At 39.9% G+C, this 13,574-nt stretch carries 19 protein-coding genes; all 19 read right to left on the bottom strand.

Going from position 1 to position 13,574, the window contains the following annotated elements:
- Positions 1-270: 270 nt before the first annotated feature.
- Entirely contained in the window at positions 271-1,086 is an 816-nt protein-coding gene (locus QMY49_RS05245; RefSeq protein ID WP_283313217.1) for an AbiV family abortive infection protein, read from the bottom strand.
- A gap of 133 nt (positions 1,087-1,219) precedes the next feature.
- Positions 1,220-1,765 carry a hypothetical protein gene (locus tag QMY49_RS05235; RefSeq protein ID WP_283313214.1) on the bottom strand — a complete coding sequence of 182 codons (546 nt, stop codon included), beginning with the start codon at positions 1,763-1,765 and terminating at the stop codon, positions 1,220-1,222.
- Between the two features lie 216 nt (positions 1,766-1,981).
- A complete protein-coding gene (locus QMY49_RS05230) occupies positions 1,982-2,257 on the bottom strand; it encodes a hypothetical protein (protein WP_283313212.1) in 276 nt (91 codons plus the stop codon).
- Positions 2,258-2,528: 271 nt separating this feature from the next.
- Complete coding sequence (locus QMY49_RS05220; RefSeq protein WP_227741876.1) at positions 2,529-2,855, bottom strand: YqfO family protein; 327 nt, start codon at positions 2,853-2,855, stop codon at positions 2,529-2,531.
- Positions 2,856-2,990: 135 nt separating this feature from the next.
- Positions 2,991-3,389, bottom strand: coding sequence for a hypothetical protein (locus QMY49_RS05215; protein WP_283313207.1), 399 nt, complete (start codon positions 3,387-3,389; stop codon positions 2,991-2,993).
- A gap of 140 nt (positions 3,390-3,529) precedes the next feature.
- On the bottom strand, positions 3,530-4,042 hold the full coding sequence (locus QMY49_RS05205; RefSeq protein ID WP_033008070.1) for a hypothetical protein: 513 nt from the start codon (positions 4,040-4,042) through the stop codon (positions 3,530-3,532).
- Between the two features lie 670 nt (positions 4,043-4,712).
- Positions 4,713-5,027 carry a hypothetical protein gene (locus tag QMY49_RS05190; protein WP_017191322.1) on the bottom strand — a complete coding sequence of 105 codons (315 nt, stop codon included), beginning with the start codon at positions 5,025-5,027 and terminating at the stop codon, positions 4,713-4,715.
- 245 nt (positions 5,028-5,272) lie between these two features.
- Complete coding sequence (locus tag QMY49_RS05180; protein WP_009696107.1) at positions 5,273-5,512, bottom strand: hypothetical protein; 240 nt, start codon at positions 5,510-5,512, stop codon at positions 5,273-5,275.
- A 134-nt stretch (positions 5,513-5,646) separates the two neighbouring features.
- Entirely contained in the window at positions 5,647-6,339 is a 693-nt protein-coding gene (locus QMY49_RS05170; protein ID WP_283313200.1) for a DUF4145 domain-containing protein, read from the bottom strand.
- A gap of 121 nt (positions 6,340-6,460) precedes the next feature.
- Complete coding sequence (locus QMY49_RS05165; RefSeq protein ID WP_017191321.1) at positions 6,461-6,916, bottom strand: GNAT family N-acetyltransferase; 456 nt, start codon at positions 6,914-6,916, stop codon at positions 6,461-6,463.
- A 127-nt stretch (positions 6,917-7,043) separates the two neighbouring features.
- Positions 7,044-7,814, bottom strand: a complete 771-nt coding sequence (locus tag QMY49_RS05160) for a nucleotidyltransferase family protein (RefSeq protein ID WP_025548794.1) — start codon at positions 7,812-7,814, stop codon at positions 7,044-7,046.
- Positions 7,815-7,817: 3 nt separating this feature from the next.
- The gene (locus QMY49_RS05155; protein ID WP_025548796.1) at positions 7,818-8,174 is read right to left on the bottom strand and encodes a hypothetical protein; all 357 of its coding nucleotides are present in this window, start codon (positions 8,172-8,174) and stop codon (positions 7,818-7,820) included.
- A 144-nt stretch (positions 8,175-8,318) separates the two neighbouring features.
- Complete coding sequence (locus QMY49_RS05145; RefSeq protein WP_025638270.1) at positions 8,319-8,792, bottom strand: GrpB family protein; 474 nt, start codon at positions 8,790-8,792, stop codon at positions 8,319-8,321.
- Between the two features lie 653 nt (positions 8,793-9,445).
- Positions 9,446-10,219 carry a phosphotransferase gene (locus tag QMY49_RS05135; protein ID WP_283313191.1) on the bottom strand — a complete coding sequence of 258 codons (774 nt, stop codon included), beginning with the start codon at positions 10,217-10,219 and terminating at the stop codon, positions 9,446-9,448.
- A gap of 135 nt (positions 10,220-10,354) precedes the next feature.
- Positions 10,355-10,954, bottom strand: a complete 600-nt coding sequence (locus tag QMY49_RS05125) for a glutathione S-transferase family protein (RefSeq protein ID WP_283313186.1) — start codon at positions 10,952-10,954, stop codon at positions 10,355-10,357.
- Between the two features lie 150 nt (positions 10,955-11,104).
- Positions 11,105-11,884, bottom strand: a complete 780-nt coding sequence (locus QMY49_RS05115) for a hypothetical protein (RefSeq protein WP_283313183.1) — start codon at positions 11,882-11,884, stop codon at positions 11,105-11,107.
- A complete protein-coding gene (locus QMY49_RS05110) occupies positions 11,881-12,321 on the bottom strand; it encodes a hypothetical protein (RefSeq protein WP_283313180.1) in 441 nt (146 codons plus the stop codon). The genes QMY49_RS05115 and QMY49_RS05110 overlap by 4 nt, the downstream gene beginning before the upstream one ends.
- 234 nt (positions 12,322-12,555) lie before the next feature.
- The gene (locus QMY49_RS05105; RefSeq protein WP_283313179.1) at positions 12,556-12,900 is read right to left on the bottom strand and encodes a hypothetical protein; all 345 of its coding nucleotides are present in this window, start codon (positions 12,898-12,900) and stop codon (positions 12,556-12,558) included.
- Positions 12,901-13,033: 133 nt separating this feature from the next.
- Positions 13,034-13,531, bottom strand: a complete 498-nt coding sequence (locus tag QMY49_RS05095; protein ID WP_071236056.1) for a GNAT family N-acetyltransferase — start codon at positions 13,529-13,531, stop codon at positions 13,034-13,036.
- Positions 13,532-13,574 lie beyond the last annotated feature (43 nt).

Here is a 13,574-nt window from a genome sequence, read left to right as displayed (position 1 = left end):
ACAAAAACCAACGCATAGTGAAAATGCCACGCGTTGCGAATCCCTCTTGAACAGTTTGTTAAGTGAATAGCTTCTCATAGTGGCGACGTCTTAGGTTGCCATTTTCCACAGCTTCGTTTGAGAATGAGTATATCAATTTATACATTTGGTAATTGCGCACTACTAACTTAGGGTATTTTTCGAGCTCAAGATAAAACTTAATCTTTTTCAGAACAGAATCAAGTGACTGAAAAAGCTCAGATTTATTAAGTTCCTTTGTGCAGTGTTGCATTACTTCTTTAAACTTAACATATAGTCAGGCACAGGTGAACTTGAGCGATGGCTTGCCCAATAGAGAATATCTAATTCAACAATACTAATTTCTGTAGATGTAGGTCTATTTGAAATACTTGAGTATTTTTTTACTGCTTGCTCTAACTTCTGTTCTGTCAAATCATCTGAGGTGACTACTTTGATGTACTCTAAAGCAGATAAAAGCATTGCTTTTGAACGTTCAACACTGCAATGAAACGAACCAAAGCTATGAAGTCTCTCTAAGGTAAATGTGTATAGTTCATCAAAAATCTCTTCATCAGCTATTATTGATGGATCGATAAAACCGCTTTCGATGTAGTCTACGTACAAACCTCGTTGTTTTAGTCTATCTAACTTCTTTGAAACTTCTTCACTCAAAAAATTGGCGTATGGTGTGTGCTCATTAAATAGCTCAGAACGGCTATCGATAGCCTGTAGGGTTTTACCATAAGTCTCTATAGTCTTTTGCTTTTCTCCATGCTTAGAAAAAGATTTCCAAAACTCTTGCCAAGGCTTGCTCAGCTCCTTTTTAGGTAAATTTTGAGCCTCAGTCATTATGTAATGATCATACAGACTCGGTATTTTCGCTAGCTCTTCAATAGCTAACACCAAAAGTGAAATTGCTCTAGAGAGCCTGCCATGGTCCGCTAGGCACCATGAGTCTTCAACTAACTGAGCAGCATTAATGTAAAATGCAGTCAACCCTTGTGCTGTTTCTTCAACCCCTAAAGGTCTCCGGGGGTTACTCCCTTGCGTATATTTACTGATTTTTTCTATGAACTGATTAGACATATGAACCCTATTCACTTAACGCCCTGTTAAGGTGTGAGCAATGCAATACCGAAGCCGCCGCATGCCACCTTAATCACTAAAACCAACGCATAGTAAAAATGCCACGCGTTGCGAATCACTCTTAAACAGATTGTTAAGCGTTTTGAACCACACCAAAGATCATAAAGACGAATAAACCAATAAGGAAGCTGGCTATCTGAATAAATAACGAATAGTGCGAGATTTTATCTGACGGAGTAGCTGGAGATACGCTTTGTTTAACTGCCTCACCAACTATTTTTAAGATTTCAGACTCCAGCTCTTTTTCAGTTTTCTTCGCACCGATAGCTTTTACTTTTTCTTCGATCTCATCGGTTTTATTGAAGAAGACAGCATGAAGTGATTCAAGTTTATATAAGTGCCAAAGTGACGCCGTGCCTGAACAAATTGAACAGAAAAATACTAACCAAGACAGATATAGAATCCAAGTGCACTCTAGTGATTCTTTACCAGCACCAGAGAGTGACCCAGAAAACGAAATAGTACCGACTAAAATCGCTGAAGTTAGACCAAGAATAGTTTTAACTAAATCTGTTCTACTAGCCCAATACCGACCATGAACTGCACGAATTCGTTCAACTAGTTCATCACCAGACTGGCGAATCTGCTTCATCACATTCTCAGCAATCACTTCTTTCATTTGTTCTCCTATTGACGCTTAACGCCGCGTTAAGTGGTGAGCAACGCAGACCACTAAACCTAAATCATTGTCCCGTAAACACTAAAGCTGAATCAAACCGAAAATGCCAAGCGTTGGGAATCCGTCTTAAACGCTTTGTTATACGAATTTTCCCGATTGGATCAATGGATGAAATTAAAGTTTAAGAATCTGGATACTTCCTTTGAAGACAATGATTTACCCCCAACCCAATGCATGCCCTTTTCTCACCATCAGCCATGTGAAAAGCATCGATACCAGCAAAGTTGACACAAAAGTAAATTTAACTCCCCCAACTAGCGCTGCCACCATAAGACCTGCTGCTGTAGCAATAACCCGCACTTCATACCCTAACATATTGCGAGATTGACAGGACACACAAGCCACAATGTAGGAAGCTATCATTGACACTCCAAAGATCAAAAACTCAATATGATTTGGCGTGTCCACATAATCTTTAAACAGATACCACATAATTATTGTCACCTATCTTTTAGCACCAAATGCTCCAGAACCTAAAAATATTTATCTTGGATTGAGGGTCAGATACTTATTTGAGTGAGCATACTTGGAGCTCTGCCTGATACTTGCGTCCGCACGCATTCGTATAACGCCCTGTTAAGGGGTGAGCAACGCAATACAAAAGCCGCCGCATACCATCTTAATCACTAAAACCAACGCATAGTAAAATTGCCACGCGTTGCGAATCCCTCTTGAACAGTTTGTTATGTTTGTGCTGACGTAGCTAGACAAACTTATGGTTGTATAGAGGTAAAATATTGATCACTGGTTCTTCGTAAGGGTGAATTCTTCGAATAGCATCAAGTGCAGCTTGAACTAAAGACTCTTGGCATCTAACGTCAATTCTGACCTCTTCACCAAAGTTAATTTCACCCTTCTCGCCAGTAACCGGTTCCGAGCCTTCAGTTGGTCTCCAGAACCCGGAAATTTTTACGATAGAAATAACGCTGTCATAGTCACCCACAACACCTGCGCCAACTGAGTTAAGTGCATCACGGATAGCTACAACTTCTGTTTCAGGTGCATAGATTTCTAGCTTGAATTCCATCATTTTCTCCCAAAAAACATAACGCCGCGTTAAGGGGTGAACAACGCCACCGCCTGACCTAAACCATTGTGCCATAATCACAAAAGCCAAACTTGAACCAACACTGCCAAGCGTTGAGAATCCCTCTTGAACGCTTTGTTAGCAGATATCATCCCACCTATTTTTGTAGCTAGTTAAGTCACCTTTCATTAGTCTTTTCTCAGCTTTCCATTCTTTCCTAAGTTCCGGAATTTTGTGACTTGGAATAACGAACACATCGGGGAATGTTGAGATATTAGAGAACTTGTTGTTATAGACAACACAGACTACGAAGTGGTTTTCTGCTTCTACAACATTGTTTACTACTAACGATGAATATCCCCTTACAGCTTTAACATCAATCGAAATCGACTTCCCTGTGTTGGTGATGACTCTTATATCAATCGATTTCTTATTTCCTTGACTAAGGTATGCTTCAAACCCTCTTCGATATAATTGAGACAGGACGAAATACTCCGCAGCAATCCCAGTATCAAATGAATTTGCTCTCTCACTCATACGAGAACCTCCATGTTATCTGCTAACGCCTTGTTAAGGTGTGAGGCACGCAATACCCAAGCTTCCGCATAACACCTTAACCACTAAACCTAACGCATAGTAAAAATGCCACGCGTGCCGAATCACTCTTGAACAATTTGTTATGCATATTTCACACAGGTGCGCCAAAACTCCAAATCTTGAGGTGTGATTTTGTCACCCCAACCATCGTTTTGTGAAAACAATGAAAACTTGAAGGGTGTTAAAACCGGCAGTTGCTCTATACCACTAGCTGAAATGACATTTTCAAGTGCAACCATTGATTGTTCGTTTTCAGCCGCTCCCCAAAAACTACCCCATAAAATATCGGTTACCCCACCGACAAGAGTCCTAAATTGACTCTCGCCGATACCGTTTTGAGCGAGGGAGAGCAGTAAACCCTCGGGAAATTCGTCACCTAGTCCACAATTTACTAAAGTGGGTCGTCTAGATTCCCAAGGCTCGAATTCGTCTGGACCATCAACGAGAAACCAATCCCATAAGTGCTCTAAAAACTCCTGATTATCATGAAGTTCTAAACCACGAAGAACACAGAAGCGCTCAAAGATAAGCAGACCAATTGCAGCTCGTGCATTGATAGACAACCTTTTACATTCGCTAGTATATGAGTTCATTATTCTCTCTAATATGCATAACGCCATGTTAAGGTGTGAGCAACGTAATGCCGATACTTCCGCATACCACCTTAAACACCAAACGCAACGCATAGTAAAAATGCCACGCGTTGCGAATCGCTCTTAAACAGTTTGTTATGTTTGCATCACCAACGTTCAAAAATTGAAAAATATCATTGCCCATTTTATCGGATATACTTATGAATATATTCACTCGTTGCTTTATAGTATTCTTTCATTAGCTCATCGCTAATAAGACGCTGCTTCTCATAATAATGCTTTCCTGATGAACTACGCGCCGAATCCGAAAGTTCGTGAATTACTTCCTCTCCAAATTTTAAATAACGAGAAACTTCATCAACCTTTAATAAAAAGTAGCAGTTTCCTCTCCAATGCCATAATCACACCTTGAATTTAGAATGTAATTTTCCCCATCACTATATAGAAGCCAGTTATTATGTTTAGCCACAACTTTCATACTATTAAATTCCCTATTGTATATCATATTGCATTTTTGCTGTTACCAACGATAACAAACATAACGCCCTGTTAAGGGGTGAGCAACGCAATACATAAGCCGCCGCATACAACCTTAAACACTTAAACCAACGCATAGTAAAAATGCCACGCGTTGCGAATCCCTCTTAAACAGTTTGTTAGCTGTTTCGTATTAGGAGACTGAACTATTAACGTAAAAATAACCAACAAGACCAACCGTGCCGTATAAAAGTGCCTTCAGAGAAGCTAGCCAGTTACTTTTAATATTAAGTAAAGTCACCACAATTGAGGATACCATCGCAAAACACCACATCAAGACAACTAAACAAGCAAACAATAAATCTATAACGTCACCGAACCCATAAGGTTCTCCGGGTGAGACCGCTATATGCCCATAAATTTGAGATTTATATAGTAGCCCAGAGAAAGCAAAAAAATGGACTAAAACAATACTGAACGCTAATAACTTATTAAATCTTGCTTCCATTTAGTTTCACTCTCCAATACCACATTACACAAACAGCTAACGCCCTATTAAGGTGTGAGCAACGCAATACCGATGCCGCCGCACACCACCTTAATCACTTAAACCAACGCATAGTAAAAATGCCACGCGTTGCGAATCACTCTTAAACAGTTTGTTATATTTTTCCTGACAAGTATGACAAGGTTTCTACAAGTTAAACAAACAGTGCACCTGCAATAAGCACCTAAGACTTACTGCTTGTGCTTTTACAAATAGCCAAACTCTTGCAACAATATTCCTAAGCCTAGAAAAGTTAACAGACCGATAGTAAACCACCGCTCTTTTTTAACTCTTCTATTTTCTAACTCTGCAACTTCTACTGCCTTATTTTCTTCATTTTCCATTGCTTCATTTGCTTGCTCTCTCAAAAATGTCATATGCGAATTAATTTCTTTTAATTCATCTCTGATTTCAGTGAGAACCTTCATTGACTCTTTATCATCCATAATATTCCTCGGAAATATAACGCCCTGTTAAGGTGTGAGCAACGCAATACCGATGCCGCCGCATACCACCTTAAACACTAAAACCAACGCATAGTAAAAATGCCACGCGTTGCGAATCACTCTTAAACAGATTGTTAGCCTTCTTTACCAAAGACTTGGCTCATTCTTTGAGGAATGATATACGTGCCCTCGAGCATATGATCTATGATTTGCATCGCCATATATAGTTGTTCTTCACTTTGAGGCTTTACTTCGTGCGCAGCCTCATTTCCTAAGCTACGTAAGCGATGCAATGTATCCGAGCCCTCTTTGGTGATTACTGACATTTGATACAAAGAGTCAATTTTAGCAAACAGATTTTTGCCCTGAGCATTTTGTTCTTTACAGACTGTTTCAATCAAAGCTCGAACACCAATACCAGCTAAGACAAATAAAGCACTGCTAATGGCACTTGTAGTTTCTCGATAGATTACTTGCACGTTTAGAGGCAATAGATAGGTATTAATTTCTCGAAGCTGGTGTGTTCGGTTTGGGAAGTAATTTTCCGTAATATTGCGTACTAACGTGTCATGCTCAAAGCTATAATCAACATCCTCAGAATGAGTTGATTCAATACGAAAAGATACTGTATCGCAACCACAACATTGAATGATCTGATGCCGTTCATCCCAATCCATTCCACACCCATTACCTGCGTCGTCAAAGCCGCTTTCATGGAAGGACGAAACAATAGAGTGAGACGTCTCTCTAGCACATTCATTACACACAAACTTTTGTTTATCACTAGGACAATCTTCAAGTTTGAAGGTTTTCGTTATTTTACCCAATTCAATATTACCTCTTGAAGGCTAACGCCGCATTAAGGTGTGAGCGACGCTTGGCTATACTTGAGCGAAGCGAAACTGCCAAGCGTTGCGAATCACTCTTAAATGCTTTGTTAGCAGCAACTTACAACGCGAGTTTAAACCCTTCATGTGTTGCTTTGAATCCAAGTTTTTCATAGAACCTGATTGCATCAGGGCGCTGCTTATCACTTGTTAACTGAACAATTGTACAGCCTTTGCTTTTTGCCAGTTCGATAGCATGTGAGAACATTTGCTCACCGAAACCTTGTCCACGATAGTCACTATGGATCCGAACACCTTCGATAAGACAACGCCAACTACCGATATGGGTTAGGTAAGGAATAAAAGTAATTTGAAGCATCCCGACTAAAGAGTTTTCCAGTTCAACAACAAGTAATTCGTTGTTTGGATCTCGTGCAATTGCATCGAACGCTTCAATATACGCACTATTTAGCGGGACAGACGCGTCTTCTCTTTTGCTACCAAGCGGGTCATTTGAAAGCAAAGTAACAAGACTTTCCAAATCTTCAAAATCAGCTGAACGATACTTTAATTCCATCTATAGTTCCTTATTACTTCTGACTGCTAACGCCGCATTAAGGTGTGAGCAGCGCTTGGCTATACTTGAGCGAAGCGAAACTGCCAAGCGTTGCGAATCACTCTTAAATGCTTTGTTAAGCGTATATTTACCCTAAGTCGCTTTGTAAACGCTCAGCCTCACATTCCGCTAAGTGGAGTAAGTGCCCCAGCGAAACAAGTCTAGATGCACTTGTTCCATGACCATGCTCAACACCTTCGTTTAACCGAGTCTTCTCATATAACTTATGAGAGAGCTTCCTCCAAACTTCATTCAGTTGTGAATAAATTTGAATTTCCACATGAACTCCGTCCGTGTAGACAACATCTGCATGGTAGGCGAAATAACCACTAGCCATTTTCGCCTCTTGCTCAACTACAATTTCTTGTATATCCGCGTAGTTTGCTAGGGAAATTTCATTAATTTCGAATTTTCGTTTCCAATCTTTTAAAGCCTTACTAAAATCGCTCGCATAGCTATGGGAGCTAACAATCACAGAGCTCCTAACCAAGTCTTTGATTCGCGATTGGATATTCCCCGAAGTTATATAATCTTGTGTTTCTTTGTTTTTTCGCCAAAGTTTGTCAACTATCGAATCAACGGATTTGAAGACATCGTCATATTTATCGCTATTGAGCTGCTCTTCAAGCAAGATTTCGCACTTTAAAATTGAAATATCTTGTCCATCTGTTTGTTTAGCGCGTATCAGCAATGTATTTAGAGTGCTCAATAATTCTGAAAGGTTTTTAAGGCGCTCTCGATTTTCTTTTAGAGAGTCCCTTTCTTGTGTAAGCGTCTCGACTAGGTCTACGCCTGTTTCGGCATGTGCTTCATGCCATCTCACATAGCGTTCAAAGTCATAATTATCTGGGTAACTCATCCTTTAGTACCCTCCTAGGTAGAGGGCTTTTGAAAAGCGCTTTGAGAATCCCTTTACTTCCATACTGCAAAAACTTAACTCAAACGCTTCTCTAACTTTCTCAGACTTTTGGGTACCTTCGTTAGTCTCATCAAAAAAGTAAGTTAAGCCAGAAACCACAAATACTTCTTGTCCTTCCCAACGGTCAAAACCATACTTTTCCATTCTATGTTCAAATTTTAGTTGTAATGTACCAAGCCTATCTGCCAATGAACTTACATCCCACGTTTTGGAGAACTCCTCTTCCCATAGAGCATGGGCTTCTTTGTATATTTCGACGACTACTGGGTCACCCTGTTGTAACAACATGAATGTTTTCATTTTATCTCCATTTACATTCGATACGCTTAACGCCCTGTTAAGGTGTGAGCAACGCAATACCGATGCTGCCGCACACCACCTTAAACACTAAACGCAACGCATAGTAAAAATGCCACGCGTTGCGAATCACTCTTAAACAGTTTGTTATGCCTGTCCTAACACGCGCTCGATAAAAGCTGATTTTTTCCGACGATACTCTTCTTGAGACCAACCTGTACAAGACATTTTCAGCTCATTGTATCGTTGAACTAACTCAGGACTTTTACGGAGTTTGTCTCTAAACCCCACAAAAAACTCAAATTCCGAACCATTAGCTACAACTTGAAAAGCAACATCCTCACCTGAGCTATTTTCCAGCATGCAAAGCTCCGGAGTTCTTAACGTATCGGATTTTTCGTTGAAGCCTAGAGTAGAAAGTAACTTTACTGCATTCTCTAGTTCCTTGCCGTTAACACCAACAAGTATGTCTAGGTCACCTTTAGATACAGCATTGGGGATAGAGGAAGCTCCAATATGCTCAATAGATGCATCTGGAAGTAAAGCAGCTATCTCAAGTTCGTACTTACGATACAGGTTTTCGCAAGATGCCTGATATTCATCTGCTTTGTAAAACTGCATATTTTCTCCCAAAAGGCATAACGCCTTGCTAAGGTGTGAGTAACGCAATACAAAAGCTACCGCACAGCGCCTTAATCACATAAGCCACCGCAAAGTAAAAATGCCACGCGTTACGAATCACTCTTAAGCAATTTGTTAGTACATGCGTTACTTCTATTTGTGCGCTCCAAGATATTGAAAAGATGCATGATATGAAAGGCTTTGAACACTGAAGTGAGACGGGCAGCTACAAAACTTTACTGCCATTGAGAGACGAAAGTTGGCTAGAAGAAAAACGCACTGAAATGCCCTACTTTCACTTGCTTCAAATTAGAAAAGGATTCGATCCTCGTACTTCGACGGCAACACCAAAGAAAGACAATTCTGACTTAGTAAAAACCACGAAATAGAAGAAGCGCCAAAGAAATAGGGTAAGAGTTAGAAACCGTAAGCAGTGAAATCAAAGCGAGCACTCCTCATATAGTGCCACCGGAAAGAACGTGAAAGGCACTAACTGAAAGGTGTAAACACGAGTGCCAAAACAGATAAACATCAAAACTTATGACCTTCGATGTCAAACCCGTACTAACGCCGCATTAAGGTGTGAGCGACGCTTGGCTATACTTGAGCGAAGCGAAACTGCCAAGCGTTGCGAATCACTCTTAAATGCTTTGTTAGTTGCACAATGCGCACTGAATTTTTTGTTTATTTTCAGTGATATATTCTATGTCATTTAGATAGGCTTGAAGATGACCTTGCTCTATGTTTTCAGCAAAGGTTTCATTACCATTTTCAGCTTCACTGCGCATGAACAAAACTAAAGCCTGTAATCGCTCAATCATTGCGTCCGCTAGTTGATTTCTTTCAGACGTAGTTGCACCGTAACTATCACAGAACAACTTAGCTCTAGTTACCTGCTCAAAGATTGTGCCTAACTTATCATTGCTATCAGTTTTGAAAGGCGACCAGCAATAAACTGAATATGCTAAATCCCATATTCTTGGCGCGGGGTGCGCAGTATCAAAGTCAAATACACCTACAACTGTGTTCTCGGAGAGAGCAACATTGTATGGGGTAAAGTCACCATGACAGATAACTTCAAAAGGCTCTCTTGGCTCTAGCATCCACTTGTGCGCATTGACATCTACTTGCTCCAAAAGTGGCACAGTTGAGTCATGTATTTTGCGCAATAGTTTACCTGCTGATGTGAGTGCATCCACAGTCGCAATTGCACCGACTAGAGGGTAGTTATAAGTATTACCAACAACAAAACTTAGGACTTCCTGTTCTTGGTTAACACCAAGAAATCTTGGACATTCATCTACATTTTCTCGCTCGAGGTGTTTCAAAATAAGGTGAATTGTAGGACTCCACGGCTGAAGAGGACGATAGACAACTTCACCATCTCGATATATTGCTGATTCTCTTCCACCTGATAATGCTTCCACGAAACCTCCTCGTGCAACTAACGCCCAATTAAGGTGTGAGGCACGCAATACCAATGCCACCGCATACCACCTTAAACACTAAACGCAACGCATAGTGAAAATGCCACGCGTGCCGAATCACTCTTAAATTGTTTGTTATTCTTGTGGTTCTGAAACCACGACACGGTCATTTGCCCTTATGTACATCAAATGCTTGTCGTAAAAGCTGTTTCTCGTACAACCATGTTGCAACGCTTTTTTGTAGATTGAAGCCACAAATATGTCGGCTACGCTGAAGTCCTTGCCTACTGCAAACCCTGACTCTCGACAGATCGACGCACTTAACTTTTCTAGGCACCGCATAATCCAAACTCCACGAAGTTCACGCTTTGACGTCTCATCTAGCTCTGGGCGCATGAACCTTAATACAGTCCTGTTTTGGGGAGAGTGAATACTAGAGTTTACGTATTCACAAACTCTGCGGATGTGTGTTTTTTCATTAAGGCTTTTGCCAAACAAGCCTGGATAAGGAAAGCGTTCTTCCAAATACTCAACAATTGCCATTGATTCAGAAAATATCGAACCATCGACGCGAAGAGATGGGACATAGCCAAACGGATTTATATCTAGGTATGTCGTCGCTAGTTCGTCAGAGCTAATCTCAATTCTTTCGTAATCTATCCCCTTAAAATTGAGGACCCACTCCACCCTTTCAGCGCTATTCGATCCCTTTGCTCTATACAGCGATACTTCCATATACCCTCCCGAAAAGCATAACGCCCTGTTAAGGTGTGAGCAACGCAATACCGATGCGACCGCATACCACCTTAAACACTAAACGCAACGCATAGTAAAACTGCCACGCGTTGCGAATCACTCTTAAACAGTTTGTTAGGTTTATTGACTTTAAAACTCCCCAAGTTCAAGGTATTCTTCAGCCCAAATTAAAGAGAATCCGAATCGCTCACAATACTCATACATACCTTCAAAGTCGTGAACTTGATTGCTTGTTAACTTTCTATGAATGTCTTTGTGTATTAGCACCCCATTATAAACATTCAATGCATTTCTAGGATTAGTCACGACACTTTGAATATGAGCAAATTCATAATCGGATAGGTTTGAAATACGTTCACCAGAAAACTCACAGAATTTTCTTTCAAGCATATTATATCGTTCTTTCTTGAGCCTTGGCCTATGCTCTTCTACTTGACTAAAGTATAGGTTTCTAACATCCCTATACACTCGATGTTCCTTTAAATATTCGAGCAGCATCTTGACATAGCAAAGGTATTGATACTTTTTTCCACCAACAAAGCTCGAAGAATCAATTCGATTACTCAGTATTGATTCAAAGTCAAATACAGAAATATAATAATTACTTTCCACATTAATCATTTTACTGGGTGATACGCTTTTTCCTATTCCCTTTCGAACAAAAACGCTTTCTGCTCCCGAATTACCGGTTCTGAATAGTTGATCTAACTTATTAACATTAATTAAAAGCTCACCAAAACTTGAAATCAACACGCTACTTTCAAACGATCGTTTAATACGAGTTAGTGTGCCTTTATTTAACTGCTGTAAAATCATATCAGCAATTTTTACATTATCTAAGTCTTTACTATTGAATTTAAGTTCATCTAAAGTAGAATACCGTATTTCAGGAGGGTTGAATCTGCTCATTTAAGCTTCCCTCTAGTTACTACTCTAAATGTTTGTGAAATATCCTCTTCTATTTTTTCAAAGTTAAGCCTAATATCTTTTTCTATATCCTTGTTTACAGTAGAGTTAAATATTGAGAGGTAAACCTTCCTCAACTCTCTCGCTTTATCGACTTTTATTACATGTAATGGTGTTATATTAAGTTCATCATCGTAATTTGAGTGACCTTTTTCGGCGGTGTCCCTAAAGTAAAATGCGAGTTCATGTAAACGGGAGATGAAAAATTGAGTATTATTACCATCGCTCAGTATCTTTCTCTTCAACTCCAATAGTCTGTCACTCTTATTTTGATTAGAGACGTCATTTTTTGATAACACCTTGGTAGTACCAACATGTTTTTTCTCATCATTACATTTAACATCAATTTCTAGATGCTCTTCTTGTTCTTTCTCTTCCATTTTTCCACCATTTTATAAAAAACAGCTAGCCTTTGCGCTTTTACTATTTAAAGATTTTACTATGAGTATTCCTATGAATCACTTTTTTCAATGAATTCTTAAGAAAACCTAACGCCTTGCTAAGGTGTGAAGCACGCAATGACCAAGTATATGCATGGCACTTCAACACTGAAGCCACCGCCTACCAAAATGCCACGCGTGCTGAATCACACTTAAGCAATTTGTTAGGTGCGTTCACTCCCAAATACCTTGTTCTAACAAAAGCTCACTACCAGAGTCATCCACAACACTCAATACACCAGATTCATATACGATGTAACGAACTCCATCACTACGAAACTCATAACCTAAGAACCGACAAGGGGGGATTCCGTCAGCGCAAAGTGAGTGGATAGACTTACCTAAAGCCTCTTGCTTTAGTTCTATTCCAATGAGTGAAAAGAAAACTCGGACTTTCTTACAAGTAACTTCGCCTTCGCCACATTCATTATGAAATTCGAACTCGAAATTATCAGTTCTAAACGTTTGACCCAAGACGGAAGATGAAAAAAGAAGCAGCAACATTATACAGATTTTCATTTTACCTCCTAGCACCTAACGCCCTGTTAAGGTGTGAGCAACGCAATACCAAAGCCGCCGCATACCACCTTAAACACTAAACGCAACGCATAGTGAAAATGCCACGCGTTGCGAATCACTCTTAAACAGTTTGTTATATTTTTGGCGGCTTACTGAATGTATATATGGGTCCTTCCCACGACTTATCGTTGAAAACTTCAGTCAAAAAGCGACCACTAGTATAGCTGTCTATTACCTTTTCCCAGAATGATTGACCTTTCAAGTTTTCGCTTATAACTCTAACAACCCAATCTTGACCAAACATATCAAAGACTTGACCTGCAACCTCTCTACCTACACCCTTTTCCTGAAACCTCTTCATGATGAAGAACTCTTCAATAAGGTATCTTCCGTTTTCAGCATTTGGGTCAGAATTAACGATGACAAAACCTGCAGGTTGTCCGGAAACTCGCACTAATAATGGCGTGTACTCTCTAATTTCGAAGTATTCGTCAACATCTGCAATCTCAAAGTCTCCATTCTCATCAACATCATCTTCTTCGTATATTGAGAACTCGTACTCGTAAAACTGCAGTAAGTTTTGAATCAATTCCTTTTCATTGGGTGATATTTCATGCACCTCAATCTTCATACTCTCTCCTAAAATATAACGCCCTGTTAAGGTGTGAGCAACG

Origin of the sequence: Vibrio harveyi (assembly GCF_030060435.1) — a bacterium.
In the GTDB taxonomy this organism is placed as follows: Bacteria; Pseudomonadota; Gammaproteobacteria; order Enterobacterales; family Vibrionaceae; genus Vibrio; species Vibrio harveyi.
This window is presented reverse-complemented; position numbering and strand designations above follow the sequence as displayed.

Coding starts and splice junctions, on each gene's coding strand:
- QMY49_RS05125 (WP_283313186.1), bottom strand. CDS start 10,954: ATGGAAGTATCGCTGTATAGAGCAAAGGGATCGAATAGCGCTGAAAGG.
- QMY49_RS05215 (WP_283313207.1), bottom strand. CDS start 3,389: ATGAGTGAGAGAGCAAATTCATTTGATACTGGGATTGCTGCGGAGTAT.
- QMY49_RS05110 (WP_283313180.1), bottom strand. CDS start 12,321: ATGGAAGAGAAAGAACAAGAAGAGCATCTAGAAATTGATGTTAAATGT.
- QMY49_RS05235 (WP_283313214.1), bottom strand. CDS start 1,765: ATGAAAGAAGTGATTGCTGAGAATGTGATGAAGCAGATTCGCCAGTCT.
- QMY49_RS05180 (WP_009696107.1), bottom strand. CDS start 5,512: ATGGATGATAAAGAGTCAATGAAGGTTCTCACTGAAATCAGAGATGAA.
- QMY49_RS05165 (WP_017191321.1), bottom strand. CDS start 6,916: ATGGAATTAAAGTATCGTTCAGCTGATTTTGAAGATTTGGAAAGTCTT.
- QMY49_RS05205 (WP_033008070.1), bottom strand. CDS start 4,042: ATGAACTCATATACTAGCGAATGTAAAAGGTTGTCTATCAATGCACGA.
- QMY49_RS05155 (WP_025548796.1), bottom strand. CDS start 8,174: ATGAAAACATTCATGTTGTTACAACAGGGTGACCCAGTAGTCGTCGAA.
- QMY49_RS05220 (WP_227741876.1), bottom strand. CDS start 2,855: ATGATGGAATTCAAGCTAGAAATCTATGCACCTGAAACAGAAGTTGTA.
- QMY49_RS05230 (WP_283313212.1), bottom strand. CDS start 2,257: ATGTGGTATCTGTTTAAAGATTATGTGGACACGCCAAATCATATTGAG.
- QMY49_RS05095 (WP_071236056.1), bottom strand. CDS start 13,531: ATGAAGATTGAGGTGCATGAAATATCACCCAATGAAAAGGAATTGATT.
- QMY49_RS05160 (WP_025548794.1), bottom strand. CDS start 7,814: ATGAGTTACCCAGATAATTATGACTTTGAACGCTATGTGAGATGGCAT.
- QMY49_RS05245 (WP_283313217.1), bottom strand. CDS start 1,086: ATGTCTAATCAGTTCATAGAAAAAATCAGTAAATATACGCAAGGGAGT.
- QMY49_RS05105 (WP_283313179.1), bottom strand. CDS start 12,900: ATGAAAATCTGTATAATGTTGCTGCTTCTTTTTTCATCTTCCGTCTTG.
- QMY49_RS05115 (WP_283313183.1), bottom strand. CDS start 11,884: ATGAGCAGATTCAACCCTCCTGAAATACGGTATTCTACTTTAGATGAA.
- QMY49_RS05190 (WP_017191322.1), bottom strand. CDS start 5,027: ATGGAAGCAAGATTTAATAAGTTATTAGCGTTCAGTATTGTTTTAGTC.
- QMY49_RS05145 (WP_025638270.1), bottom strand. CDS start 8,792: ATGCAGTTTTACAAAGCAGATGAATATCAGGCATCTTGCGAAAACCTG.